This window comes from Actinokineospora sp. NPDC004072 (genome assembly GCF_053604195.1).
In genome coordinates this window covers 38464-64719 of record NZ_JBSGHB010000027.1, presented here as the reverse complement: position 1 = coordinate 64719, position 26256 = coordinate 38464, and the positions used below count along the sequence as shown (strand labels likewise).

The window sequence follows — 26256 nt, the reverse complement described above, 5'->3', positions numbered from 1 at the left end:
GCGTCCGGCATCCGAGATACTGTAACCCGCGGTTACAGTAAAATCAGGTACATATCAGGTGGGACAGCGATAGTGGGTCCTGCGAACCGCGCTTGACCGGCCGTCCAGCGGGCAGGACTACCCTCGGGCGCGCGGGCGGGAGGCCAGCAGCGTCGGGCAGGAGAGGAATCGATGGGCACGAGTCTCGACGGCGGGGCGGCGCGGCCGACCCAGGTCACCAAGCTGGACCGGGTGGTCATCCGGTTCGCCGGTGACTCAGGCGACGGCATGCAGCTGACCGGCGACCGGTTCACCTCGGAGGCGGCCGCCTTCGGCAACGACCTGTCGACCATGCCGAACTTCCCCGCCGAGATCCGCGCCCCGCAGGGCACGATCCCGGGCGTCTCCAGCTTCCAGGTGCACTTCGCCGACTACGACATCCTGACCCCGGGCGACCGGCCGGACGTGCTGGTCGCGATGAACCCGGCCGCGCTCAAGGCCAACATCGGCGACCTGCCCCCCGGCGGCATCCTCATCGTCAACACCGACGAGTTCGTCAAGCGCAACCTCACCAAGGTCGGCTACGACGCCAACCCGCTGGAGGACGACTCCCTGGCCCAGTACCAGGTCTACGAGGTGGCGATGGCCACCCTGACCCAGGGCGCGCTGGCCGACACCGGCCTGGGCAAGAAGGACGCCGAGCGCTGCAAGAACATGTTCGCCCTCGGCCTGCTCTCCTGGATGTACCACCGGCCCACCGAGGGCACCGAGCGGTTCCTGCGCGAGAAGTTCGCCCGCAAGCCCGAGATCGCCGAGGCCAACGTGCTGGCCTTCCGCGCGGGCTGGAACTACGGCGAGACCACCGAGGCCTTCGCCGTCACCTACGAGGTCGCCCCGGCCAAGCTGAACCCGGGCACCTACCGCCAGATCACCGGCAACACCGCGCTGGCCTACGGCGTCGTCGCCGCGGCCGAGCAGTCCAAGCTGCCGGTGTTCCTGGGCACCTACCCGATCACCCCGGCCTCGGACATCCTGCACGAGCTGAGCAAGCTCAAGCACTACAACATCACCACCTTCCAGGCCGAGGACGAGATCGCGGGCATCGGCGCGGCGCTGGGCGCCTCCTACGGCGGCGCGCTCGGGGTCACCAGCACCTCCGGCCCGGGCATCGCGCTGAAGTCGGAGACCATCGGCCTGGCGGTGATGACCGAGCTGCCGCTGGTGGTCATCGACGTGCAGCGCGGCGGGCCGTCCACCGGCCTGCCCACCAAGACCGAGCAGGCCGACCTGCTGCAGGCGCTGTTCGGCCGCAACGGCGAGTCGCCGGTGGCGGTGCTCGCGCCGCAGTCGCCCGCCGACTGCTTCGAGATGGCGCTGGAGGCCGCGCGCATCGCGCTGACCTACCGCACCCCGGTCTTCCTGCTCTCCGACGGCGCGATCGCCAACGGCTCGGAGCCGTGGCTGATCCCCGACGTCGAGGACCTGCCCGACCTGTCGGTCGCCTTCGCCACCGAGCCCAACGGGCCGGACGGGGCGTTCCTGCCCTACCTGCGCGACCCGCAGACGCTCGCGCGCCCCTGGGCGGTGCCGGGCACGGCCGGGCTCCAGCACCGCATCGGCGGCCTGGAGAAGGCCGACGGCACGGGCAACATCTCCTACGACCCGGACAACCACGACCGGATGGTCCGGCTGCGCCAGGCCAAGATCGACGGCATCGAGGTGCCGGACCTGGTCGTGGAGGACCCCTCCGGCGAGGCCAAGACGCTGGTGCTGGGCTGGGGCTCCTCCTACGGCCCGATCGGCGCGGCGTGCAGGCGCGTCCGCAAGCTCGGCCACGCCGTGGCCCAGGCGCACCTGCGCTACCTCAACCCGTTCCCCGCCAACCTGGGCGAGGTGCTGGCCCGCTACGACAAGGTCGTGGTGCCGGAGATGAACCTGGGGCAGCTCGCGCTGCTGCTGCGGGCGAAATACCTGGTGGACGCCATCAGTTACACCAAGGTGGCGGGACTGCCGTTCAAGGCCGAGGAACTGCAGGGCGTGCTGCTGGACATCGCGAAAGGGGCCGATGCCGCGTGACCACGATCGACCTGGGTCTGCCCGGCCTGGCGGGCGTGCCCGCCGCCGACGAACCGCAGAAGGCCAAGGACTACAAGTCCGACCAGGAGGTGCGCTGGTGCCCCGGCTGCGGTGACTACGTCGTCCTCAACGCCGTGCAGTCGTTCCTCCCGTCGCTGGGCCTCAAGCGGGAGAACATCGTCTTCGTCTCCGGGATCGGCTGCTCGTCGCGGTTCCCGTACTACATGAACACCTACGGGATCCACTCCATCCACGGGCGCGCCCCGGCCATCGCCACCGGCCTGGCCACCGCCCGCCCGGACCTGTCGGTGTGGGTGGTGACCGGCGACGGCGACGCGCTGTCCATCGGCGGCAACCACCTCATCCACACCCTGCGCCGCAACGTGAACCTGAAGATCCTGCTGTTCAACAACCGGATCTACGGGCTCACCAAGGGCCAGTACTCGCCGACGTCGGAGCCCGGCAAGGTCACCAAGTCGACCCCGATGGGCTCGCTGGACTACCCGTTCAACCCGGTGTCGCTGGCCCTCGGCGCGGAGGCGACCTTCGTCGGCCGGGCCATCGACTCCGACCGCAAGGGCCTGACCGAGGTGCTGCGGCAGGCCGCCGAGCACCGCGGGTCGGCACTGGTGGAGATCTACCAGAACTGCCCGATCTTCAACGACGGCGCCTTCGACGTGCTCAAGGAGCCCGGCCAGGCCGAGCAGCGGCTCATCCCGCTGGAGCACGGCAAGCCCATCCGCTTCGGCGCCCAGGGCGAGTACGGCGTGGTCCGCTCCGGCTTCGGCGCGCTGGAGGTGGCCAAGGTCGAGGAGGTCGGCGAGGACGCCCTGGTCGTGCACGACGCGCACACCGCCGACCCGTCCTACGCCTTCGCGCTGTCGCGGCTGTCCACCCAGGACCTCAGCCACACGGTGACCGGCGTGTTCCGCTCGGTCCGCCGCGAGACCTACGACGACCTCGCCCGCGCGCAGGTCACCGAGGCGCGCGAGGCCCGCAAGCCCGACCTCCAGTCCCTGCTGCGCGGCAAGGACACCTGGACCGTCATCGGCTGACCCAGCTGGACACGAGCCCCCGCCTGCCCGCGCAGGCGGGGGCTCGTCGCATCCGGGCTAGGCGTCCCAGCGGGTGAGGCCCGCGCGCTCGGCGTCGGTCGGGTTGCGGAACCAGACCTGGGCGCGCACGCGGGGGTAGTGCGGGGACTCGGTGGTGTGGAAGCGGTCGGCCACGCCCTTGACGGTGTACTCGTCGGAGGGGGCGCCGCCGTCGGGCAGCGGGAGGGCCGAGCCGGGGTGCGGGCCGGGGGCGACGGCCACCGGGGCCCAGCGCTGGGCGTAGGCCGCGCCGTCGACCCGGGACTCGTCGGCGAGCAGGTCGTCCAGGGTGCCCGAGAGCCTGCCCTCGACCGGGGGGATGCGGCCCGCCCGGTCGTCGACGGCGCGCGCGGCCGCGGCGCGGCGCTGGTACAGCCACCCGGCCGCCGCGCCGAGCAGGAACGACAGAACGCACAGCACGAGGGGTCGACGCACCGCAATCCTCCTAGCCCGACCCTCGTTCTATCACCCCGGAACGATCACCGCGAGCCGGAGAACCCGGTCAGGCGAGGGGGCGGAACCCGACGCGCTCGGCGTCGGCGACCGAGCGGAACCAGACCTCGGCGACGGTGCGGTCGAACTTCGGCGACTCCGGCGAGCAGTAGCGCAGCGCGGTGACGCTCGCCTTCACCCGGTACTCGCTCGACGGGGAGTTCCCGCCGGGCAGCGGCATCGCCGACCCCGGCCCGAACGGCCCCGGCGGCACGAACGTGTCCACCCCGCCGGGCAGCACCTGCGACGGCCTGCCCCGGCGCGGCCGGTGCGACGGCACGGCGGCCTTGGCCGTCTCGTCGGCGGGCCGGACCGGCTCGAACAGGGACCGGACGCGGTCGGAGCCGCCCTCGCGGGCGGACTGCTGCTGGGCCGGTGCGGCCGACGCGGACGCGGGCTGCGGCTCCGGGGAACCGGTGCGCACGCCGAACGGGAACCGGTCGCCGGGCTTCTTGGGGATCCGCTTGGGCAGCGCGCCCGGCGCCTGGGCGGCGGGCTGCGGCTCCTGCACCGGCGCGGCGGGAGTGGCCACCTCCGGCTCGCGGGCCGGGGTGAACGCGGTGCGCTCCGGGGTGAGGCCGTCGCCCTCCTGCTCCACCGGGGCGGCGTAGGCAGTGGCCTCGACTTCCCGGCCGGACCGTTCACTCGGCGCGGCGTAGGCGGTGGCCTCGGTTCGGTGATTCGAGCGGTCACCGGGTGCGGCTTCCTGGCCTGCCCGGGTCGAGCGCTCCGGCTCCCCGGGGGCGTACGCGGACCGACGGCCCGAGCGGTCTTGGTCGCCGGGGGCGGCGTAGGCCGCGGCTTCCTGACCGGAACGGCGGGTCGAGCGGTCTTGGTCGCCGGGGGCGAACGAGGTCTGGTCGGCCGAACCGTTCTGGTCGCCGGGGGCACCGAACGCGGACCGGTCGGACGGGCGGTCCTGGTCGCCGGGGGCGGTGTAGGCCGCGGGTTCCTGGCCCGACCGGTGCGACGAACGGTCGTGGTCGCCGCGGGTGGTGTAGGCCGCGGCTTCGTGGCCTGGCCGGTGTGGCGAGCGGTCTTGGTCGCCCGGGGTGTACGGGGACCGGTGCGGGCTCTCCTGGGTGGGGTGGTGCGGCGAGCGGTCCTGCTCCCCTGGACGGGCGGCGTAGGGGGTGGCGGTGTCGCGGGGGGCGGTGAAGGTGGGCTGCTGGTCCCGGTGCTCCGCGGGGTGCTGGGCGGACGGGGTCGCGTCGTGGTCGGGTTCGTCGTCGTCCAGGTGGAGGGCGGGGGCGAACATCGTCGGCTCCGGCTCGCGGGTGGGGGCGACGTCGCGGGCGGGGGGCAGGTAGGTCGTGTGCTCGGTGGAGTTGTCGGCGCCGAAGGGGGTGGGGTCGGCGGCCATCTGGTGCCTGCCGGGGCGGGAGTCCGGGTCGACCGCGGGGGTGAACATGGTCGGCTGGGCGGACGGGCCCGCGGCGCGCTTGGGCAGCGGCTCGGCCTCACCGGGGGTGCGCTTCGGCAGCGGGTCGGCGTCGCCGGGGGTGCGCTTGGGCAGGGCGCCGGGGGCGCTGTCAGAAGGCAGGGCGCCGGGGGCGCGGTCGGAAGGCAGGGCGCCGGGGGCGCGGTCGGAAGGCAGGGTGCCAGGGGCGCGGTCGGAAGGCAGGGCGCCGGGGGCGTTGTCGGAAGGCAGGGCGCCGGGGGTGCTGTCGGCGGGTAGAGCGCCGGGGGCGCTGTCGGAAGGCAGGGCGCGCGGGGTGCTGTGGGCGGGCAGGGCGCCTGCGGCGTGCTCCTCGCCCGGCTCCTCGACCGGGGACAGGTAGCGGGTGGCGGGGTCGGCCGCCCACTCCGGCTCGTCGTCGGGGGTGAGGGCGTCGCTGAAGTGGCCGCGGTCGGGGTCGGTGCCGTCGTCGAGGTCGTCGACCAGGGAGCCGTCGTGGTCGAGGTCGCTGATCAGCGAGCCGGAGATCGGGGTGGTGTGCTGGGTGAAGATCGTGCCAGCGCCGGGCTGGTCGTCGCCCGCGTCGAGGCGGGAGACGTCGAAGCGCTCGGCGACCGGGACCCACTCGGGCTCGACCTCGGGCGGGGCGGCCACCGGCGGGTGCGGGCCGACCGGCGGGGCGGCCAGCATCCTGGTCGACTCGACCGGGGCGACTGCGGGCGGCTCCTCCGGCTCCGGAACCGCCTCGGCGGGGGCGACCAGACCGTCGTGCTCGTCGCCGCGGTTGTCGCCGCGGTCGTCATCCCGGTCGTCATCGCGGTCGTCACCGTGGTGCTCGTCCGGGGAGTCCGCGGCGCGGTCGAAGCCGGGCAGCACGGCGGGGGCCGCGGTCTTGGTCGCCGGGTAGTCGTCGCTCTTGTAGTCGTCGCCCTTGTAGTCGCCGCGGTTGTAGCTGTCGGCGTTGTAGTCGTCGCCGTCGTAGTCGTCGTAGGGGCGCGGCGACCGGGCGGCGTCGCGGCGGGCGTCGGCGAGGCTGTCCGCCAGCTCGGTCACGCGCCGTCGGGCCGGTCGGGCCACCAGCGCCCAGCACAGCAGCGCGCCGACCAGGAAACCGGCGAGGCTCCACAGCCACACCTGCCCGAAGAACGGCATCGTGCCACTTCTCCTTCCCGGTCGAGCCCGCGCGCCCGCCCGCTCAGCGACTAGGAGAGGCTACTGCGCGGCGAATGCGGACGTGCGCCTGCCACGCAATTCGCCGGGTGGATCACAGTATCGCTACCGATACCGCGCCGAGATTGGGCCGTTATAGCGCTCAGCGCGTCCGGGCGACCACGTAGCGTGTCAGGAGCTGGAGCGCGTCCCTGGCCGGACCGTCGGGCAGGGTGGCCAGCTCGGCGTCGGCGCGCGCGGTGTAGTCGTCCAGCGTCTGCCGGGCCCTGGCCAGCCCCGGGGACTCGCGCAGCAGCTCCAGGGCCTCGTCCACGGCGTCGTCGTCGGCGATCGGCCCGGCCAGCAGCTTGGCCAGGCGCGGGTCCGGGTCCTCGGCCAGCGCGTACAGCATCGGCAGCGTGCGGACGCCCTCGCGCAGGTCGGTGCCCGGGGTCTTGCCGGACACGGCGGCGGGCGAGGCGATGTCGATGACGTCGTCGGAGATCTGGAAGGCCGCGCCGATGATCTCCCCGACCCGGTGCAGGGTCTCGATCTGGTGGGCGTCGGCGCCGGAGAACATCGCCCCGTAGCGGCCAGCGGTGGCGATCAGCGAGCCGGTCTTCTGCCCGATCACCGACAGGTAGTGCGCGATCGGGTCCTCCCCGCGCGGGCCGACGGTCTCGCGCATCTGCCCGGTCACCAGCTCGCGCATGGTCTCGGCGATGACCCGGGTCGCGTCCGGGCCGAGGTCGGCCACCAGCATCGAGGCGTGGGCGAAGAGGAAGTCGCCGGTCAGGATCGCCACCGAGTTGTCCCAGCGGGCGTTGGCGCTGGCGTCCCCGCGGCGCATGGTGGCCTCGTCCATGACGTCGTCGTGGTACAGCGTGGCCAGGTGCACCAGCTCCACGGCGGCGGCCGCGGCGATCACCTCGTCGGTGGTGCCCGCGTTGAACTGCGCGGCAACCAGCGTGAACAGCGGCCGGAACCGCTTGCCACCGGCCCGGACCAGGTGCAGCGCGGCCTCGTCGACGAACTCGACGTCGCTGCGCACGGCGCTGCGCAGCAGGTCCTCGACCCGGTGGAGCCCGTCGACGACGGTGGCCGTCAGCGCGGGGTCCGCGCTCTCCAGACCCAGCGACGCGGGCAGGGCATTCTCGGTGGCAGGCACAGCCGGGAGCCTACTTGGCCGCCTTGGCCCAGTTCAGGCCAATGTCAGTGGCGCGCGTCATGGCCGGGCGGAAATGCGCAGCGGGCGCGGCCGGGAACCGGCCGCGCCCGCTGCGGGCAGCGCTTGCGCCTAGCGGATGGCGAACGCCCCACCCGCCGCCCAGTCGAGGGCGAACGCCGGGGCCACGCCCAGCAGCAGGGTCACGATGACCCCGAGGGTGATGGCCGCGGTGGTGAAGGCGCCGGGGACGGTGACGGTCGGGCCGTCCTCGGCCGGGGCGCTGAAGTACATCAGCACGATCACCCGCAGGTAGAAGAACGCCGCGACCGCCGAGGCGACCAGGGCGATGACGACCAGCGGGGCCATGCCGTCGGCCAGGGCGGCCTCGAACACCACGAACTTGCCGACGAAGCCCGAGGTGAGCGGGATGCCCGCCATCGCGAGCAGCAGGAAGGTGAACACCCCGGCCAGCAGCGGCGAGCGCTTGGCCAGCCCCGCCCACTGCGACAGGTGCGTCGCCTCGCCGTCCGGGCCGCGGACCAGGCTGACCACGCCGAAGGCGGCCAGCGTGGTGAAGCCGTAGGTGAGCAGGTAGAACAGCGTGCTCGACAGGCCCTTCTCGGTCAGCGCGATGGCCCCGATGAGCAGGAAGCCCGCGTGCGCCACCGACGAGTAGGCCAGCATCCGCTTGACGTCGGTCTGGGTCAGGCCCAGCACCGCGCCGACGACCATCGAGATGATCGCGATGCCCCACAGGACCCCGCGCCACTCCCAGCTGGTCGACTCGAAGGCCACCTGCAGCACCCGCAGGATGCCGCCGAAGGCGGCCACCTTGGTGCACGCGGCCATGAACGCGGTGATCGGCGTCGGCGCGCCCTGGTAAACGTCCGGGGTCCAGGTGTGGAACGGGCCCACGGACGCCTTGAACAGCAGGCCGACCACCAGCAGGCCGAGCCCGGCGAACAGCAGCGTGTCCGAGCGGTCGGTGCCCGCGGCGGCCGCGCCGATGTCGGCCAGGGTGACCGAGCCCGCGTAGCCGTAGAGCAGGGCCACGCCGTAGAGGAAGAACGCCGAGGCGAACGCGCCCAGCAGGAAGTACTTGACCGCCGCCTCCTGCGACAGCAGCCTGCGCCGCCGGGCCAGGCCGCACATCAGGTACAGCGGCAGCGACAGCACCTCCAGCGCGATGAACATCGTCAGCAGGTCGTTGGCCGCGCAGAAGATCATCATGCCGCCGAGGGCGAACAGCGTCAGCGGGAAGACCTCGGTCTGCATGCCGGTCGACTGGACCTGGGCCCGGTCCTGCACGGTGCCGGGCCGGATCGCCGCGGTGGCCACGAACGCCCCGCCCGGCTCGACCGAGCGGTCGGCGATCAGCAGCACCGCGCCGACGGCCAGGGCCAGCAGCGTGCCCCACAGGAACAGCGCCGGGCCGTCGACGGCGAGCGTGCCGTACATGGCCAGCTCGCCGCCCTCAGGCGCGTCGGCGACGTACCCGGCCAGCGCGGCCCCCGCGCCGACGATGGCCAGCAGGGTCAGCACGACCTGCGCCGACCACCGCTGGTGCTTGGGCAGGAACGCCTCGACCAGCACCCCGACGCACGCGGCGCCGAGGACGATCAGCACCGGCCAGATCGCGCCGACCGGGGGCGGCTCGATCCCGGTCTCGGGCACCGGCAGCGGCTCCTGGGCCACGATGTTCACGAACACTGCGGTTGCTCCTCATCGGACTGGACCGGGTCGACCAGGCCGGCCTCGCACATGGTGGCGGCCACCGACGGCTCCACCGCGTCCAGCACCGGCTTCGGGAAGATGCCGAGCGCGAGCACCAGCACCACCAAGGGGGCGAGCACGAGCTTCTCCCGCCCGGACAGGTCCGCGATGGCCTGCTTGGCCCCGACCTCGGGGGCGATCGCCGCGCCGGGACCGCCTGCGGCGCCGACGATCGCGTCGCCGCGCAGCGGGCCCTGCATGATCCGCTGGTAGAGCCACAGCACGTACAGCGCGGCCAGGATCATGCCGACGGTGGCGATGATCGTGTGCACCGGCGCGTTCGGGAACGAGCCGATCAGCACCAGGAACTCGCTGATGAAGGCGTTGGTGCCCGGCAGCGACATGCTCGACAGGCCCGCGATGAGCAGCATGCCCGCCAGCACCGGGGTCAGCTTGCTCATGCCGCCGTAGTCGGCGATGCGGGTCGAGCCGCCGCGGAAGATCACCATGCCCAGCACCAGGATCAGCATGCCGGTGGCGATGCTGTGGTTGACCATGTAGGTCACCGACCCGGTCAGCGACTGCGTGCTGAAGGCGAAGATGCCCAGCGCGATGAAGCCGAAGTGGGCGATGGAGACGTAGGCGACGAAGCGCTTCATGTCGCTCTGGCCCGCGGCCAGCAGCGAGCCGTAGATGACCCCGACCGCGCCGAGCAGCAGCACCAGCCAGGACAGCTCCTGGCTGGCCGCCGGGGTCAGCGGCAGCAGGAAGCGCAGGAAGCCGAACGTGCCGACCTTGTCCAGGATGCCGACCAGCAGCACGGCGACGCCCATCGGCGCCTCGGCGGTGGCGTCGGGCAGCCAGGTGTGCACCGGGACCAGCGGCGCCTTCACCGCGAAGGCGATGAAGAAGCCGAAGAAGATCCAGATCTGGGTGGTCAGCGGCGCGGCCGAGACGACCGGGACCAGCTCCTCCCACAGGAAGGTGCCCTGGCCCAGGGTGTCGGCGGCCAGCGAGTAGGCCGCGATCACCGAGGCCAGCATGATCAGGCCGCCGAGGAAGGAGTACAGGAAGAACTTGACCGCGGCGTACTGGCGGTTCGCCCCGCCGTAGGACCCGATCAGGAAGTACATCGGGATCAGCATGATCTCGAACAGCACGTAGAACAGGAACACGTCGGTCGCGGCGAACACGCCGACGGTCAGCGCCTGCTCCAGCAGGATCAGCGCGAAGAACCCGCCCTTGGTGCGGCCCTCGGGCAGCCGGTCGGCCCAGCCCGCCCCGATCACGATCGGCACCAGCAGCGCGATGACGGCGATCATCACCAGCGCGATGCCGTCCACGCCCCAGGCGATGTGCACGCCGAAGGCGGGGATCCAGTCCAGCGTGGACCCCAGCTGCAGCCGCTCGCCCGCCGGGTCGTAGAGCGACCAGGCGACCCCGGCGAGCACCAGCTCGACGAGGCTGAACGCCAGCGCGGCGAGCTTGGCCGCGCGGTCGCTGCCGCGCAGGGCGACGGTGACCGCCGCGCCCACCAGCGGGACGACCAGCAGCGCCCAGAGCACCCAGGAGTCGGCCGTTGATGTCATGCGAACCTCACCATCAGCAGTGCGGCGACCACCAGGATCGATCCGCCGAGCATGGACAGCGCGTAGGAGCGCACGAAGCCCGTCTGCGTGCGGCGCAGCCTGCCCGAGCTGCCGCCCAAGCCCGCCGCGATGCCGTTGACCAGGCCGTCGACGCCGCGGTTGTCGACGAAGACCAGCGCCCGGGTCAGCCAGGTGCCCGGCTTGGCGAACAGCGCCTCGTTCAGGTGGTTGCCGTAGAGGTCGGCGCGCGCGGCGCGGACCGGCCAGGACACCCGGACCGGGCGCTCGACCGGCTGCTCACCGCGGCCGAAGAGCAGGTACGCCAGGCCTGCGCCGAGCACCATCGCAACGGTGGCCAGCACGGCGACCAGGCCGTGGGAGACCAGGCCCTCGCGCTCGACGACCGCGCCGACGCTGGGCTCCAGCCACTCCGGCAGCATCGTGGCGAGGATGCCGCCCGCCGCGACCGAGCCGAACGCCAGGATGATCATCGGGATGGTCATCGTCGACGGCGACTCGTGCGGGTGGTAGGCCGTGCCGTCCTCGCTCTTGAGGTTCTCCCAGCGCGGCTTGCCGAGGAAGACCAGGACCAGCAGGCGGGTCATGTAGAACGCGGTCAGCAGGGCGCCCAGCAGCGCCGCGCCGCCGAAGACCCAGCCGCGCCAGCCCTCCTCGCCGAAGGCGGCGTAGATGATCTCGTCCTTGGAGAAGTACCCGGACAGGAACGGGAAGCCGATCAGCGCGAGGTAGCCCAGGGCGAAGGTGGCGAAGGTGATCGGCATCTTCTTCCACAGCCCGCCCATGCGGCGGATGTCGCCCTCGTCGTTCATGCCGTGCATGACCGAGCCCGCGCCGAGGAACAGCCCGGCCTTGAAGAAGCCGTGCGTGAGCAGGTGCAGGATGCCGAAGGCGTACCCGGCCGGGCCCAGGCCCACGGCCAGCATCATGTAGCCGATCTGGCTGACCGTGGAGTACGCCAGGACCTTCTTGAAGTCGTCGTAGGCGCAGCCGATGATGCAGCCCAGCAGCAGCGTGAACGCGCCGACGCACATCACGACCAGGCGCGCGTCCGCGGCCTGCGGCAGCGAGTAGATCGGGCTGGACCGGGCGATCAGGTAGACACCGGCGGTGACCATCGTCGCGGCGTGGATGAGCGCCGAGACCGGCGTCGGACCGGCCATCGCGTCGGGCAACCACGCCTGCAGCGGGAACTGGCCGGACTTGCCGCACGCGCCGAGCAGCAGCAGCAGGCCGATGGCCACCACGACCGCGGTCGACTGCTCGCCGATCTGGTCGAACACCCCCGCGTAGGAGGTGGTGCCCATCGTCTTGAACATGATGAAGATCGCCAGGGCCAGGCCGACGTCGCCGACCCGGTTCATCAGGAACGCCTTCTTGGCGGCCGTGGCCGCGTAGCCGCGGCCCTGGTACCAGCCGATCAGCAGGTAGGACGCCAGGCCGACGCCCTCCCAGCCGAAGTACAGCGTCACGAACCCGTTGCCCAGCACCAGCAGCAGCATCGCCGCGACGAACAGGTTCAGGTACGCGAAGAACCGGCTGCGGTCGGCGCGCTCGTGGCCCATGTAGCCGATCGAGTAGATGTGGATCAGCGACCCGACACCGGTGATCAGCAGCACGAACGTCAGCGACAGCGGGTCGATCCGCAGGGCCATGTCGACGTCGAGCGAGCCCACCGGGATCCACTCGAACAGCAGCAGGTCCTGCGAGCGCTGGGCCGGGTCCAGGCCGGTGCTCTCGAAGAACAGCACCAGGCCGTAGACGAACGCGCCCAGGACGGTCGCGCTGCCGAGCAGGTGCCCCCAGCGCTCGGCCCGCCTGCGCCCGGCCAGCAGCAGCACGGCCGCGCCGAAGGCGGGCAGCGCCAGCAGGAGCCAGGCGTGCGCCGCGGCCCCGGTCGCGGGGGCGACCTCAGCAGCGAGGTTGATGCTCACCGAGTTCCCCTTAGTACTTCAGCAGGTTCGCGTCGTCGACCGACGCGGTCCGGCGGGTGCGGAAGATCGACATGATGATCGCCAGGCCGACCACGACCTCGGCGGCGGCCACGACCATCACGAAGAACGCCATCACCTGGCCGTCCAGCGACCCGTTGATCCGGGCGAAGGTGACCAGGGAGAGGTTCACGGCGTTGAGCATCAGCTCGATGCACATGAACACCACGATCGCGTTGCGCCGGACCAGCACGCCGACCGCGCCGATCGTGAACAGCAGCGCCGAGAGCAGCAAGTAGTAGGTCGGAGTCACTTCCCGTCCTCCTCACCGGGGGCCAGCGCCCGCGCGTCGGGCCCCGCGCCGGTCCCGGCGACGGCCTTGCGGTCGTCGTCGAGGGTCTCGGCGACGGTGGCGTCGATCAGGCGCGAGAGCGACTCCGGGGCGACCGAGCCGTCGGGCAGCAGCGCCGGGGTGGCCACCGAGTTGGCGGTGGCGAACACGCCGGGGCCCGGCAGCGGCGACGGGCGGTCGTGCTCGCCGCGGAAGCGGGCGATGACCAGCTCGCGCTGGGTGCGCTTGCCCGCGCGGGAGCGGTCGATGTAGCCCAGGATCATCGCGCCGACGGCCGCGGTGATCAGCAGCGCGGAGGTCAGCTCGAAGGGCAGCAGGTAGTCGGTGAAGATCAGCCTGCCCAGGCTCTCGACGTTGCCGCCGTTGGCGTTGGGCTCGCCCAGGCCCAGCGGGGTCACCTCGGTCAGCGAGCGGGCCAGCGCGCCGACGATCAGCACGGCCATGCCCACGCCCAGGACGGTGGCCCACAGCCGCTGCCCGCGCAGCACCTCGACCACCGAGTCCGACGAGTCGCGCCCGACGAGCATCAGCACGAACAGGAACAGCATCATGATCGCGCCGGTGTAGACGATGATCTGCACGAACCCGAGGAACGGGGCCTGCTGGACCATGTAGAGCACGCCCAGGCTCAGCATGGTCATCACCAGGAACAGCGCCGAGTGCACGGCGTTGCGGGCGAAGATCATGCCGAGCCCGCCCGCGAGGGCCAGCGGCCCGAGGATCCAGAACGCCACGGCCTCACCGGTGGTGACCGCCGCCGCCTCCTGGGCGAGGAGCACCGCGCTCACTTCGCCTCACCGCCCTTGGCCAGCTCCGGCCCGCGGACGTAGTAGTCCTGCTCGCTCTCGCCCAGGCGCATCGGGTGCGGCGGCTGCTCCATTCCGGGCAGCAGCGGCGCGAGCAGCTGCTCCTTGGTGTAGATCAGCCGCTGCCGGTCGTCGTCGGCCAGCTCGAACTCGGTGATCATGGTCAGCGAGCGGGTCGGGCACGCCTCGACGCACAGGCCGCAGCCGATGCACCGCAGGTAGTTGATCTGGTAGTCGGCGCCGTAGCGCTCCCCCGGGGAGTAGCGCTCCTCGTCGGTGTTGTCGCCGCCCTCGACGAAGATCGCGTCCGCCGGGCAGGCCCAGGCGCACAGCTCGCACCCGACGCACTTCTCCAGCCCGTCGGGGTGCCGGTTGAGCTGGTGGCGGCCGTGGTAGCGGGGCGCGGCCCCCGGCCAGTCCTCGGGGTACTCCTCGGTCACGACCTTCTTGAACATCGTGCCGAAGGTGACCCCGAACCCCTTGAGCGGATCCAAGATGCTCACTGGTCGGTCTCCTTCTCGGCGGGCGCGCCCACCGCGGCAGGCTGGCGGCGCTTGCGGGCGCGCACCGCCTTGGCGCTGTTCTTGTCCGGCACCTGCAGGTCCAGCGGCGGGACCGGGAAGCCGCCGCCGGTCAGCTCGACCGGCTTCGGGCCCTGCTGCACGTTCTTCTCCGGCAGCAGGAAGCTCAGGCCGATCAGCAGGAGCAGCAGCACCCCGCCCGCGACCAGGATGGTGGTCGTGCTGATCTCGCCCTCGGCGCGGAAGGCGCGGATGGCGGTCACGCCGACGATCCACACCAGGTTGGCCGGGACGAGGAACTTCCAGCCCAGGCGCATGAACTGGTCGTAGCGCAGCCGGGGCAGCGTGCCGCGCAGCCAGATGAAGACGAACAGCAGCGCCAGCGTCTTGCCGAAGAACCAGATCAGCGGCCACCAGCCGGAGTTGAACATGTTGTCGCCGATCAGCGAGATCGGCCACGGCGCCATGTACCCGCCGAGGAACAGCGTGGTGCACATCGCCGAGACGATGACCATGTTCACGTACTCGGCCAGGAAGAACAGCGCGAACTTCATCGAGCTGTACTCGGTGTGGAAGCCGCCGACCAGCTCCGACTCGGCCTCGGGGAGGTCGAACGGGGCGCGGTTGGTCTCGCCGACCATCGACACGAAGAAGATCAGGAAGCTGGGCACCAGGGTGACCGCGAACCAGATGCTCGTCTGCGCGTCCACGATGTCGCCTGTGGACAGCGACCCGGCGTGCAGGATCACCGCGACGATGGACAGGCCCAGCGCGATCTCGTAGGAGATCACCTGCGCCGCCGAGCGCAGCCCGCCGAGCAGCGGGTACGGCGAGCCGGAGGACCAGCCCGCCAGGACGATGCCGTAGACGCCCAGCGAGGAGCAGGCCAGCACGACCAGCACGCCGACCGGCAGGTCGACCAGCTGCAGCACGGTGCGCTCGCCGAAGATGCTGACCTCGGGGCCGAACGGGATCACCGAGAAGGCCAGGAACGCGGGCACCGTGGACACGATCGGCGCCAGGAAGTACACCTTCCGGTCGGCCGAGTCCGGGATGATCTGCTCCTTGAACGGCAGCTTGATCGCGTCCGCCAGGGACTGCAGCCAGCCGCCGGGGCCGACCCGGTTGGGGCCGGGCCGGTGCTGCATGCGGGCGACGACCTTGCGCTCCCAGATGATCATGAACATGGTCATCAGGGCGCCCAGCAGGAGCAGGGCGACGCACTTGATCAGGATCAGCCAGAACGGGTCATCGGCCAGGAGTTCAGCGCGGGTCATGTGTTGTCTCCCTCGGAGCCGGCCACCGCGACGACATCGCCGTGGCCCGCACCCAGCCGCGCGCGCAGCGCCGAGCCGGGTGAGTTCGCTGGCAGCCAGACCACGCCGTCGGGCAGGTCGGCCACGTGCACCGGGACGTCGACCGCCCCGCGCGGGGTGGACACCCGGGCGGTGCCGGTGACGGACACGCCCAGCGCGGTCGCCGTCGCCAGCGACATCCGGGCGTACACCGGGCGCCGGGTGCCCGCCAGGTGCGGCTCGCCGTCCTGCAGCGAGCCCTCGTCCAGCAGCATCCGCCAGGACGCGAGCACGGCCTCGCCCGGGCCCGCGGCGCGCGGCGCGGCCGCGACGTCCGGGGCGCTCGCGGTCCGCTCGACGGCGTTCGGCCCGGTCAGCTTGGCCAGGTCGGCGGCGGCGGCCTCCGGGGTCTGGGTGAACAGGTCGGCGTCCATCTCCACGGCCAGGGTGTCGAGCACCCGGCAGTCCGGCAGCTTCCCGGTGGTCTCCAGGGTGTTGCCGAACGGGCGGCTGCGGCCCTCCCAGTTGAGGAAGGTGCCCGACTTCTCCACCGCGGCCGCGACCGGCAGGACCACGTCGGCCAGCGCGGTGACCGCGCTGCGGCGCAGCTCCAGGCTGACCACGAAGCCCACCTCGGCCAGCGCCCGCAGCGCCAGCTCCGGATCGGCCAGGTCGTGCGGGTCCACCCCGCCGACCACCAGGCCGCCGAGCTGGCCCGCCGCGGCGGCGGCCAGGATCGCGTCGGTGTCGCGCCCGGGCATCGACGGCAGCGCGCCCTCGGCCAGGCCCCACACCTGCTCGACGGCGGCCCGCGCCTTGGCGTCGGACACCGCCCGCCCGCCGGGCAGCAGCGTCGGGGCGACGCCCGCGTCCAGCGCGCCGCGCTCACCGGCGCGCCGCGGGATCCAGGCGACCTTCGCCCCCGTGCTGCCCGCCAGCCGCAGGACCGCGCTGAACAGGCCGGGGATCGCCGCGGCCCGCTCGCCGACCAGGATCACCGCGCCCGGGGCGCCCAGCGCCTGGCTGACGTCCGGGGCGTGCTGGGCCAGCGCGTCCAGCGTCCGCGGCTCGTCGCCGGGGGTGCAGGCCAGCAGCGAGCCGAAGGTCTTGCTGACGCCCGGGCTGGTCCACTGCCCGACGTGGAACACCTTGGCGCGCTTGGTGCGCGCCGCCTTGCGCAGCCGCAGGAAGACGATCGGCGCCTCCTCCTCCGGCTCGAACGCCACGCACAGCACGGCGGGGGCGTTCTCGATCGCGGCGAAGGTGACCCCGTCGGCAGGCGAGGTGTTGACGATGGTCGAGGCGAGGAAGTCCAGCTCCTCGGCCGAGTGCGGCCGGGCCCGGAAGTCCACGTCGTTGGTGCCCAGGGCGATGCGGGCGAACTTGCCGTAGGCGTAGGCGTCCTCGACGGTCAGCCGACCGCCCGCCAGCACGCCGACGCCCTTGGCCTTGGCGGCCAGCAGGCCGTCGGCGGCCACCCGCAGCGCCTCGGTCCAGCTGGACTCGACCAGCTCACCGGTCTTGGCGTCGCGCACCATCGGCCGGGTGATGCGGTCGGCCGCGGTGACGTAGCGGAAGGCGAAGCGGCCCTTGTCGCAGATCCACTCCTCGTTGACCTCCGGGTCCTCGCCCGCCAGCTTGCGCATGACCTTGCCGCGGCGCCAGTCGGTGCGCTCGGCGCAGCCGGAGGAGCAGTGCTCGCACACGCTCGGGGTGGACACCAGGTCGAACGGGCGCGACCGGAACCGGTAGGCGGCGCTGGTGAGCGCGCCGACCGGGCAGATCTGGATGGTGTTGCCGGAGAAGTAGCTCTGGAAGGGCTTCTCCTCGGCGATGCCGATCTGCTGCTGCGCGCCGCGCTCCAGCAGCTCGATGAACGGGTCGCCCGCGATCTGGCTGGAGAAGCGGGTGCACCGCTGGCAGAGCACGCAGCGCTCGCGGTCGAGCAGCACCTGCGTGCTGATCGGGATCGGCTTGGCGAAGGTCCGCTTGGTCTCGACGAAGCGCGACTCGGCCCGGCCGTTGGACATCGCCTGGTTCTGCAGCGGGCACTCGCCGCCCTTGTCGCAGATCGGGCAGTCCAGCGGGTGGTTGATGAGCAGCAGCTCCATCACGCCCTGCTGGGCCTTGTCGGCGACCGGCGAGGTGTGCTGGGTCTTGACGACCATGCCGTCCGCGACCGTGATCGTGCAGCTGGCCTGCGGCTTGGGCATCGGCCTGCCGCCCATCTCGACCTCGACCAGGCACTGGCGGCAGGCGCCTGCCGGGTCGAGCAGCGGGTGGTCGCAGAACCGCGGGATCATGATCCCCAGCCGCTCCGCGGTGCGGATGACCAGCTCGCCCTTGGGCGCGTCGACCTCGATCCCGTCGATGGTCAGCCGCACGTGCCCCTCGGGCACGGGCTTGTCGGTCTTGGGGTTCTCCGGGGCGATCGTCATGACTGAACTCCAGCCATCGCGGGCTTGCGGTTCCGCTCGCACAGCGCGAGGAACTCATCGCGGAAGTACTTGATGCCGCTGGTGATCGGGCTGACCGCGCCGTCGCCGAGGGCGCAGAAGCTGCGGCCGAGGATGTTGTCGCAGATGTCGAGCAGCGTGTCGATGTCGGACTCGGTGCCCTCACCGGCGACCATCCGCTCCAGGATGCCGGTCAGCCAGTAGGTGCCCTCGCGGCACGGGGTGCACTTGCCGCAGGACTCGTGCTCGTAGAACTGGGTCCACTTCATGACCGCCCACGGCACGGAGACGGTCTCGTTGAAGACCATGACCGCGGTGGTGCCCAGCATCGAGCCCGCCTCGGCCGCGCCCTCGAAGTCCAGCGGGACGTCGAGGTGCTCGGCGGTGAACATCGGGGTCGACGAGCCGCCCGGGGTCCAGAACTTCAGCGGGATGCCGTCCTTCATCCCGCCCGCCAGCTCCAGCAGCTCGCGCAGCGTGGTGCCCAGCGGGGCCTCGTACTGGCCGGGGTTGGTCACGTGCCCGGAGATCGAGTAGATCTTCGGGCCGGGCGACTTCTCGGTGCCCATGGTGCGGAACCAGTCGCTGCCGCCGTTGACGATGAACGGCACGCTGGCGATGGTCTCGACGTTGTTCACCGTCGTCGGCGCGGCGTAGAGCCCGGCGGCGGCGGGGAACGGCGGCTTGAGCCGGGGCTGGCCGCGGCGGCCCTCCAGGGAGTCCAGCAGCGCGGTCTCCTCGCCGCAGATGTAGGCGCCCGCGCCCGCGTGCACGACGATGTCGAGGTCGTAGCCCGAGCCGAGGATGTCCTTGCCCAGGTAGCCCGCGGCGTACGCCTCGCGCACCGCGGCGTTGAGCCTGCGGATGCAGTGCAGCGCCTCACCGCGCACGTAGATGAAGCAGTGGTGCGCCCGCATCGCGTAGGAGGCGATGATGCAGCCCTCGATGAGCGAGTGCGGGTCGGCCATCATCAGCGGGATGTCCTTGCACGTGCCCGGCTCGCCCTCGTCGGCGTTGATCACCAGGTAGTGCGGCTTGTCCTCGTTGGGCGGCATGAACGACCACTTGACGCCCGCGGGGAACCCCGCGCCGCCGCGGCCGCGCAGCCCGGACGCCTTGACCAGCTCGACCAGCTGCTCGGGGGTGCCGCGCAGCGCCTTGCGGATGGCGGTGTAGCCCTCCAGCTGCTCGTAGGTCTTGATGGACCACGAGTTGGGCGACAGCCACCGCTTGGTCAGCACCGGCGTGACCGGAGCGGGCTTGTTGGGAGTGCTCACTTCTTCTGCACCTCCGGGAGCGGGGCGTCGTCCGGCATGGCGGGGGCGACCCAGCCGCGCTCGTTGGCCAGCTTCGCCCCGCGCAGGGTCTCCACCGCGGCGGACGGACCGTCCACCCCGGCGCGGTACTGCGCCTCGTCCTCGGGGAAGAACCCGGCCAGCTCCAGCTCGGCGGTGCGGAAGTCGCGCAGCGGCGCGCCGCGGGTGGGCGCGGGCCGCTCGCCGTTGCGGAGCTGGTCGACCAGGGCGACCGCGGAGTCGACGGTCTGGTTGTCGAAGTACTCGTAGTTGACCTGGATGACCGGCCCGAGGTCGCAGGCCGCCAGGCACTCGGCGTGCTCCAGGGTGATCGAGCCGGGCGCACCCGGCTCGCCCGCGGTCTCGTTGTGCCCCAGCGGCTTGCCCTCGGCGCCCAGGTGCTCGCCGAGCTTGCGGTAGATGTCGTCGCCGCCCAGCACCGCGCACAGGGTGTTGGTGCACACCGACACCAGGTGCTCGCCGCAGGTCTTGCGCTTGTACATCGTGTAGAACGTGGCCACCGCGCTGACCTCGGCGGGGGTCAGGTCCAGCTGCTGGGCGCAGAAGTGGATGCCCGCCTGGCTGACCCGGCCCTCGACCGACTGCACCAGGTGCAGCATCGGCAGCAGGGCCGAGCGCGACTGCGGGTACCGGGCGATGATCGCCTGGGCGCGCTCGACGGTGAGCGCGTCGAACACGCTCAGGTCCGGCACGCCCTCCTCGACCAGCTGCTCGGCCGGGACCGGCGCGATCTTCACCACGTCGACCTCCGGCGCGGTCTCCTGGTGGGTCGGGCCGCCGCCGACGCTGGAACCGCCGTAGGTCTTGCCGGTGCTCAGGGACTCGGCGCTCACCGGTCACAACCCCCCATCACGGGATCGATAGAGGCGATGGCCGCGATCACGTCGGCGACCATGCCGCCCTCGCTCATCGCGGGCATCGACTGCAGGTTCACGAAGCTGGGCTCGCGCACGTGCACGCGGACCGGGCGGGTGCCGCCGTCGGAGACCAGGTGGTAGCCCAGCTCGCCGCGCGGGGACTCCACCGGCACGTACACCTGGCCCGCGGGGACCTTGAAGCCCTCGGTGACCAGCTTGAAGTGGTGGATCAGCGACTCCATCGACTGGCCCATGATCTTGCGGACATGCTCGAGGGAGTTGCCCATGCCGTCGGAGCCGATGGTCAGCTTCGCGGGCCAGGCGATCTTGGCGTCCTCGACCATCACCGGGCCCGGCTCCAGCTTGCGCAGCGCCTGCTCGATGATCCGCAGCGACTGGTGCATCTCCTCCAGCCGCAGCAGGTACCGGGCGAAGGCGTCGGCGTCGGTGGAGGTGGGCACCTCGAAGTCGTAGTCCTCGTAGCCCAGGTACGGCTCGGTCTTGCGCAGGTCCCAGGCCAGCCCGGCCGAGCGCAGCACCGGGCCGGTGATGCCCAGCGCGAGGCAGGCGTCCACCGGCAGGTAGCCGACGTCCTTGAGGCGGTTGCGCCAGATCGGCTGCCCGGTGAGCAGCCGGTCGTAGTCGGGCAGCCGCTTGCGCATCACCTTGATGAAGTCGGTGACGTGCTGGTGGTAGTCGTCGGGCAGGTCCTGGGCGACGCCGCCGGGGCGGATGAAGGCGTGGTTCATCCGCAGCCCGGTCAGGTGCTCCAGCAGGTGCAGCGCCTCCTCGCGCTCGCGGAACCCGGAGGTCATCGCGGTCAGCGAGCCCAGCTCCATGCCGCCGGTGGCCAGCGCGACCAGGTGCGAGGAGATGCGGTTGATCTCCATCAGCATGACCCGGATGGTTTGCGCCCGCGGCGGGGCCTCGATGCCCAGCAGCTTCTCCACCGCCAGGCAGTAGGCGGCCTCGTTGTGCAGCGGCGCGAGGTAGTCCATGCGCGTCACGAACGTGACGCCCTGGGTCCAGGTGCGGTACTCGCAGTTCTTCTCGATGCCGGTGTGCAGGTAGCCGATGACCGAGCGGGCCTGGGTGACCGTCTCGCCCTCCAGCTCCAGCACCAGCCGCAGCACGCCGTGGGTGGACGGGTGCTGGGGGCCCATGTTGATGACGATGCGCTCGTCGTGCTGGGCGTCCTCGAGCACCTCGTCCCAGTCGCCGCCGGTGACGGTGTAGACCTTGCCCTCGGTGGTGCGGCGCTCCTCGGCGTACGCGGTCTCGTTGTCGCTGTGGGTGGTCACGAGTACGACCTCCGCTGGTCGGGCGGAGGGATCTCCGCGCCCTTGTACTCCACCGGGATGCCGCCCAGCGGGTAGTCCTTGCGCTGCGGGTGGCCGTCCCAGTCGTCCGGCATGAGGATGCGGGTCAGCGCGGGGTGGCCGTCGTAGACGATGCCGAACATGTCCCACGCCTCCCGCTCCTGCCAGTCGGCGGTCGGGTAGACCTCGACCACCGACGGGATGTGCGGGTCGTCGACGTCCACGGCGACCTCCAGGCGGATGCGCCGCCGGTAGGTCATCGACGTCAGGTGGTAGACGCTGTGCAGGCGCTGCGGGACGTCCACGCCGTAGTCCACACCGGACACCGAGCTGCACAGCTCGAAGCGCAGCGCGGGCTCGTCGCGCAGCGCCCAGCACAGCGCGACCAGGTGCTCGCGGCCGACGTAGAGGGTGATCTCGCCGCGGTCGACGGTGACCTGCTGGATGGCCTCGGCGGGGATGCCCCGGGCGGCCATCGCGGCGTGCAGGTCGTCGGCGAACTCGTCGAACCAGCCGCCGTAGGGCCGCTCGGCCGGGACCGGGCTGTAGGCGGGCAGCTGCAGGCCGCCGAAGCCGGAGGTGTCCCCGGAGCCGGAGACGTGGAACATGCCCTTGCGGGTGCGCCCGGCGACGACGGGCTCGGCGGGGACCGGCTCGCGGTGCTCGGCGGGGCGGGCGAGGCCGGTGTCGGCCTCGATGCCGGTGTCCGGCCGCGCGGCGCTGGAGCCCTCGGCGCCGACCGGCGGGGTGGCCTCGGACGCCGGGGTGGTGGGGTTCTCGTCAGGCATGGGTCACTTCTTCGCGAACTTGACCGAGGACGGGATCAGCGGGGTGCGCAGGCCCTGCTCGGCGCGGATGGCGGCGCGGGTGGCGTTGATCGGCTCGTCGGCGATCTTGGCGTGCAGCTTCAGGATCGCGTCGAGCAGCATCTCCGGGCGCGGCGGGCAGCCCGGCAGGTACATGTCGACCGGGACGATGTGGTCGACCCCCTGGACGACGGCGTAGTTGTTGAACATGCCGCCGGAGGAGGCGCAGACACCCATCGCCAGCACCCAGCGGGGCTCGGCCATCTGGTCGTAGATCTGGCGCAGCACCGGGGCCATCTTGTTGGTGACCCGGCCCGCGACGATCATCAGGTCCGCCTGGCGGGGGGAGGCGCGGAAGGCCTCCATGCCGAAGCGGGCGATGTCGTAGCGCGGGCCGCCGGTGGTCATCATCTCGATGGCGCAGCAGGCCAGCCCGAAGGTGGCGGGCCACAGCGAGTTCTTGCGGCCCCAGTTGACCAGCTTCTCCAGGCTGGCCAGCAGGATGCCGTTCGGGAGCTTCTCCTCAAGACCCATTGGTTTCTCCCGTCAGTTCCAGTCCAGGCCGCCGCGGCGCCACACGTAGGCGTAGGCGAAGCCGACGGTGGCGATGAAAAGGAAGATCTCCACCAGGCCGAACAGGCCCAGCACGTCCGCCGACACCGCGAAGGGGTAGAGGAACACCATCTCGATGTCGAACAGGATGAAGAGCATGGCGGTCAGGTAGTACGCCACCGGCACGCGACCGCCGCCGACGATCGGCTGCGGCGACGGCTCGATCCCGCACTCGTAGGCCTCGAACTTGGCCCGGTTGTACCGGGACGGCCCGACCAGCGGCCCCAGCAGCGCGGAGAAGACGGCGAAGGCCGCCGCCAGCGCGAACATGACCACCAGAGGGAGATAGATGCCCAGGTCGTTCGTCACGTCCTGGGCGAGTTGCACCGACACCCTCGCGTCCTTTCCCCGGCGTCCTCCGGCCGAACCCTAGGGGCCCGCGATCTCGCCAATGGTCATTAGGCGGACCTAACCGGACGGGTCAGCGCTTGTGAAAACGTTCACAAGCGAGACCGCTCACCTGTGAACGCCTTCACAGCACCTGGCCCAGTCTAGGACTTGGCTCACAGCCGCTTTCGCGCCCCCCTGGGCGCGCCTGAGCTGCGCTAACGCGATGCTTGCGTGAGCAATCAGACAGCCGGGGCCAGCCGCGTGGCGGCCGTGATGATCCGGTCGAAGGCGTCGCCGTCGCGCTCGTCGTAGAGGCCGGCGAGGAGCTTGAGGACCAGCTTCATGAGCGTCTTGCGCGGCAGGCCGTACTTGGTCGCCGTGCGCATGATCGTCGGGTTGCCGATCAGCTTGGAGAAGATGTTGCCCAGCCGGTAGTAGCTGCCGAGGGCGTCCCGCATCGCCGCCGGGTAGCCCTCCAGGGCGCGCTCGCGCGCCGGACCCTCCTGCCGCGCCATCGCCTGCACGACGATCTCGGCCGCGATGCTCGCCGACTCCATCGCGTAACCGATGCCCTCGCCGTTGAACGGGTTGACCATCCCGCCCGCGTCGCCGACCAGCAGCAGGCCGGGGGTGTAGTGCGGGGTGCGGTTGAAGCCCATCGGCAGGGCCGCGCCGCCGATCTTGCCCCGGGCGTTGTGCTCGCGCAGGCCCCACTCCTCGGGGGTGCCGTCCAACCAGGACCGCATGAGCTTGCGGTAGTCGGTGGTGCCGAACGCCTTGGAGGTCGAGAGGATGCCCAGCCCGGCGTTGATCGTGCCGTCGCCCATGCCGAAGATCCAGCCGTAGCCGGGCAGCAGGACGGGGTTGTCCGGGTCGGAGCGGTCCCACAGCTCCAGGTGCGACTCCAGGTAGTCGTCCTTGCTGCGCGGGGACTCGTAGTAGCGGCGCACGGCCACGCCCATCGGCCGCTTGTCGATCTTCTCAAGGCCGACGCTCAGGGCGAGCCGGGCCGAGACGCCGTCGCAGGCGAGGACCAGGGGCGCCTTGTAGGTGACGGGGACCTTGTCCGGCCCCGCCTTGGCGTTGACGCCGATCACCCGCCCGGTGGCGTCGGTGATGGCGGAGTTGACGGTGGTGTTCTCCAGCAGCCGCGCACCCGCGCGCTGCGCGGTGCGGGCCAGCATCTCGTCGAAGTCCTGCCGCGGCCGCACGACCCCGTACGGCGGGAAGGAGGCCAGGTCGGGCCAGTCGAGTTCGAGGGTGACCCCGCCGCCGACCACGCGCAGACCGCGGTTGTGCAGCCAGCCCGCCTGCTCGCGGGTGTCGATGCCGAGGTCGATCAGCTGCTTGACGCCGCGCGGGGTGAGCCCGTCGCCGCAGACCTTCTCCCGGGGGAAGGTGGACTTCTCCAGCAGCAGCACATCGAGCCCCGCCCGCGCCAGGTAGGTCGCGGCAGTGGACCCCGCAGGCCCCGCCCCCACGACGATGACCTCGGCATCCTCGCCCGCCTTGCGCCGACTGATCGACGTGCTCACAGGACCCTCCTAGCCTCCGCCTACGCGGCCGAGTCTAGAGGTGGCCCGAGTCGCTCCTCCCGTCGCCGACAACCCGCGACGACACCCGCCTCAGCCGCGCCCACCTTGTTTCCGGCACCACCATCAAGGTCGACGGAAGGCGGGTGCGCCCGCGGAGTTGATTCCCGCGGGCGCACCCTTCCCCATCCCTTAGCAGGCCGGGGCCACCGGGCCGTTCGAGCCGGTGTTGACGAAGCCGTCGCTGATCCAGGAGCCGTCGGGGAGGCGGTTCCACAGGTCGGTCGGGCCCCAGAGGACCTTCGACGGTGCCGCCGCGGGAGGTGCAGGCGATGGAGATGACCGCGCCGTCGGCGGCCTGGCCGACGACCGCGTAGTTCAGGCCGGGGCCCGAGCGCAGGTTGACGCTGGTGTTCGTGCCCGCGTCGACGGTGCCGGTCGGGTAGCCGGGGTTGCTGTCGCTGGGGCCGTAGTTGGTCACGCGGCCGTTGCCCGGGTACACGCGGGTGCCGCCGCGCTCGGCGTAGCCGCCGTAGGCGGCCGAGCCCTCGTAGAACGTCCAGCCGCCGAAGGTCTTGCCGTGCACGCTGACCTCGGTGGTGCCGCGCAGCAGCGAGAAGTGCACGTGGGCGCCGGAGCTGGAGCCGCCGCACGGCAGCTCGTTGCCGATGTTGCCCAGGTAGGTCCCGGTGTTCACCGCGCTGCCGTCGGCCAGCGTGGTCAGGTTGTACATGTGGTAGTACGTCGTGCTCCACCCGTTGTCGTGCACGACCTTCACCAGCGCGCTGCGCCCGCGCACGCAGCTCTTGTAGACCCGGCCGGGCCCCGCCGACAGCACGCGGCCGTCGCCGCCGTTGAAGTCGATGGAGTTGAACGGCCTGCTGCTGCCGCTGTGGCCGTGCGGGCCGCCGCCCATCCACCAGGCGACGCCGCGGGCCCAGGGCAGGCCGAGGCCGGTGTCGGTGGCCGCGGCGGCCTGGGAGCCCGCGTAGTTCGACGCGAACGTGCGCTTCTCGCCGTCGCTGAGCACCGGGGCCTTGCTGGCGAGCCGGACGAAGCCCTCGGTGCCGTCGAGCTCGACCTGCCAGCGCCCGCGGTCGCGGTGGGCGATGAACAGGGCCATCTTCGGCGACTGGTGCTCGTCGGTGGCCGACAGCGGGATCGTCGTGCTGCCGAACACCCAGTTGCCCGCCGACCGCGTGGGCTCGACCAGCGGCTCGCGGGCGGTGGACAGGGTGCTCGGGCCCTGGCGGTCCAGCATGGCCGTCCGGACCGCGGTCGGCAGGTCGGGCGCGGCGTTGGCCGACGGCATCGCCACCACCAGGGCGGCGCCGACGGCGGCGGCCGCGAGCGCGGCCTTGATCGGAGTTCGGGACATCTGCCCTCCATCTCGCAGGGTCGACGGCGGATGCAGGGGGACGCCGTCGCGGAGCAGATGACAACCGC

Annotated in this window: 21 protein-coding genes; 2 read left to right on the top strand and 19 right to left on the bottom strand. The window is 71.8% G+C overall.

The genetic code is table 11. From position 1 onward, the window contains the following. Positions 1 to 171 precede the first annotated feature (171 nt). Complete coding sequence (locus ACWEPX_RS30390; protein ID WP_451900697.1) at positions 172 to 2055, top strand: 2-oxoacid:acceptor oxidoreductase subunit alpha; 1884 nt, start codon at positions 172 to 174, stop codon at positions 2053 to 2055. After that, positions 2052 to 3110, top strand: coding sequence for a 2-oxoacid:ferredoxin oxidoreductase subunit beta (locus ACWEPX_RS30385; RefSeq protein WP_451900696.1), 1059 nt, complete (start codon positions 2052 to 2054; stop codon positions 3108 to 3110). The genes ACWEPX_RS30390 and ACWEPX_RS30385 overlap by 4 nt, the downstream gene beginning before the upstream one ends. 57 nt (positions 3111 to 3167) lie before the next feature. Here ACWEPX_RS30385 and ACWEPX_RS30380 read toward each other — a convergent pair whose 3' ends face one another. The 19 genes from ACWEPX_RS30380 to ACWEPX_RS30290 form a co-directional block, all read right to left on the bottom strand. Continuing rightward, on the bottom strand, positions 3168 to 3584 hold the full coding sequence (locus ACWEPX_RS30380) for a sunset domain-containing protein (RefSeq protein WP_451900695.1): 417 nt from the start codon (positions 3582 to 3584) through the stop codon (positions 3168 to 3170). A gap of 67 nt (positions 3585 to 3651) precedes the next feature. Beyond that, the gene (locus tag ACWEPX_RS30375; protein WP_451900694.1) at positions 3652 to 6192 is read right to left on the bottom strand and encodes a sunset domain-containing protein; all 2541 of its coding nucleotides are present in this window, start codon (positions 6190 to 6192) and stop codon (positions 3652 to 3654) included. A gap of 160 nt (positions 6193 to 6352) precedes the next feature. Beyond that, entirely contained in the window at positions 6353 to 7357 is a 1005-nt protein-coding gene (locus ACWEPX_RS30370; protein WP_451900693.1) for a polyprenyl synthetase family protein, read from the bottom strand. Positions 7358 to 7486: 129 nt separating this feature from the next. Beyond that, entirely contained in the window at positions 7487 to 9031 is a 1545-nt protein-coding gene (gene nuoN, locus ACWEPX_RS30365) for an NADH-quinone oxidoreductase subunit NuoN (protein WP_451900719.1), read from the bottom strand. Positions 9032 to 9057: 26 nt separating this feature from the next. Further along, positions 9058 to 10659, bottom strand: coding sequence for an NADH-quinone oxidoreductase subunit M (locus ACWEPX_RS30360; protein ID WP_451900692.1), 1602 nt, complete (start codon positions 10657 to 10659; stop codon positions 9058 to 9060). Next, positions 10656 to 12605, bottom strand: a complete 1950-nt coding sequence (nuoL, locus tag ACWEPX_RS30355; protein WP_451900718.1) for an NADH-quinone oxidoreductase subunit L — start codon at positions 12603 to 12605, stop codon at positions 10656 to 10658. The genes ACWEPX_RS30360 and nuoL overlap by 4 nt, the downstream gene beginning before the upstream one ends. A 16-nt stretch (positions 12606 to 12621) precedes the next feature. Continuing rightward, entirely contained in the window at positions 12622 to 12921 is a 300-nt protein-coding gene (gene nuoK / locus ACWEPX_RS30350; RefSeq protein ID WP_189209429.1) for an NADH-quinone oxidoreductase subunit NuoK, read from the bottom strand. Further along, positions 12918 to 13748, bottom strand: a complete 831-nt coding sequence (locus ACWEPX_RS30345) for an NADH-quinone oxidoreductase subunit J (protein ID WP_451900691.1) — start codon at positions 13746 to 13748, stop codon at positions 12918 to 12920. Before ACWEPX_RS30345 ends, nuoK begins: the two co-directional genes overlap by 4 nt. Further along, on the bottom strand, positions 13745 to 14269 hold the full coding sequence (gene nuoI / locus ACWEPX_RS30340) for an NADH-quinone oxidoreductase subunit NuoI (protein ID WP_451900690.1): 525 nt from the start codon (positions 14267 to 14269) through the stop codon (positions 13745 to 13747). Before nuoI ends, ACWEPX_RS30345 begins: the two co-directional genes overlap by 4 nt. Further along, positions 14266 to 15564 carry an NADH-quinone oxidoreductase subunit NuoH gene (gene nuoH, locus ACWEPX_RS30335; RefSeq protein ID WP_451900689.1) on the bottom strand — a complete coding sequence of 433 codons (1299 nt, stop codon included), beginning with the start codon at positions 15562 to 15564 and terminating at the stop codon, positions 14266 to 14268. The genes nuoI and nuoH overlap by 4 nt, the downstream gene beginning before the upstream one ends. Then, positions 15561 to 18020, bottom strand: a complete 2460-nt coding sequence (locus ACWEPX_RS30330) for an NADH-quinone oxidoreductase subunit G (protein WP_451900688.1) — start codon at positions 18018 to 18020, stop codon at positions 15561 to 15563. Before ACWEPX_RS30330 ends, nuoH begins: the two co-directional genes overlap by 4 nt. Beyond that, a complete protein-coding gene (gene nuoF, locus ACWEPX_RS30325) occupies positions 18017 to 19315 on the bottom strand; it encodes an NADH-quinone oxidoreductase subunit NuoF (protein WP_451900687.1) in 1299 nt (432 codons plus the stop codon). The genes ACWEPX_RS30330 and nuoF overlap by 4 nt, the downstream gene beginning before the upstream one ends. Next, positions 19312 to 20046 (bottom strand): NADH-quinone oxidoreductase subunit NuoE, encoded by a 735-nt coding sequence (nuoE, locus tag ACWEPX_RS30320; RefSeq protein ID WP_451900717.1) that lies wholly within the window; start codon positions 20044 to 20046, stop codon positions 19312 to 19314. Before nuoE ends, nuoF begins: the two co-directional genes overlap by 4 nt. 137 nt (positions 20047 to 20183) lie before the next feature. After that, a complete protein-coding gene (locus ACWEPX_RS30315; protein WP_451900686.1) occupies positions 20184 to 21512 on the bottom strand; it encodes an NADH-quinone oxidoreductase subunit D in 1329 nt (442 codons plus the stop codon). Beyond that, complete coding sequence (locus ACWEPX_RS30310; protein ID WP_451900685.1) at positions 21509 to 22318, bottom strand: NADH-quinone oxidoreductase subunit C; 810 nt, start codon at positions 22316 to 22318, stop codon at positions 21509 to 21511. The genes ACWEPX_RS30315 and ACWEPX_RS30310 overlap by 4 nt, the downstream gene beginning before the upstream one ends. A gap of 3 nt (positions 22319 to 22321) precedes the next feature. Next, on the bottom strand, positions 22322 to 22870 hold the full coding sequence (locus ACWEPX_RS30305; RefSeq protein WP_451900684.1) for a NuoB/complex I 20 kDa subunit family protein: 549 nt from the start codon (positions 22868 to 22870) through the stop codon (positions 22322 to 22324). Between the two features lie 12 nt (positions 22871 to 22882). Further along, positions 22883 to 23281, bottom strand: a complete 399-nt coding sequence (locus tag ACWEPX_RS30300; RefSeq protein ID WP_451900683.1) for an NADH-quinone oxidoreductase subunit A — start codon at positions 23279 to 23281, stop codon at positions 22883 to 22885. Positions 23282 to 23517: 236 nt separating this feature from the next. After that, a complete protein-coding gene (locus ACWEPX_RS30295) occupies positions 23518 to 24813 on the bottom strand; it encodes a geranylgeranyl reductase family protein (RefSeq protein ID WP_451900682.1) in 1296 nt (431 codons plus the stop codon). Positions 24814 to 24847: 34 nt separating this feature from the next. After that, positions 24848 to 26188 (bottom strand): peptidoglycan DD-metalloendopeptidase family protein, encoded by a 1341-nt coding sequence (locus ACWEPX_RS30290; RefSeq protein WP_451900681.1) that lies wholly within the window; start codon positions 26186 to 26188, stop codon positions 24848 to 24850. Between the last annotated feature and the right edge of the window lie 68 nt (positions 26189 to 26256).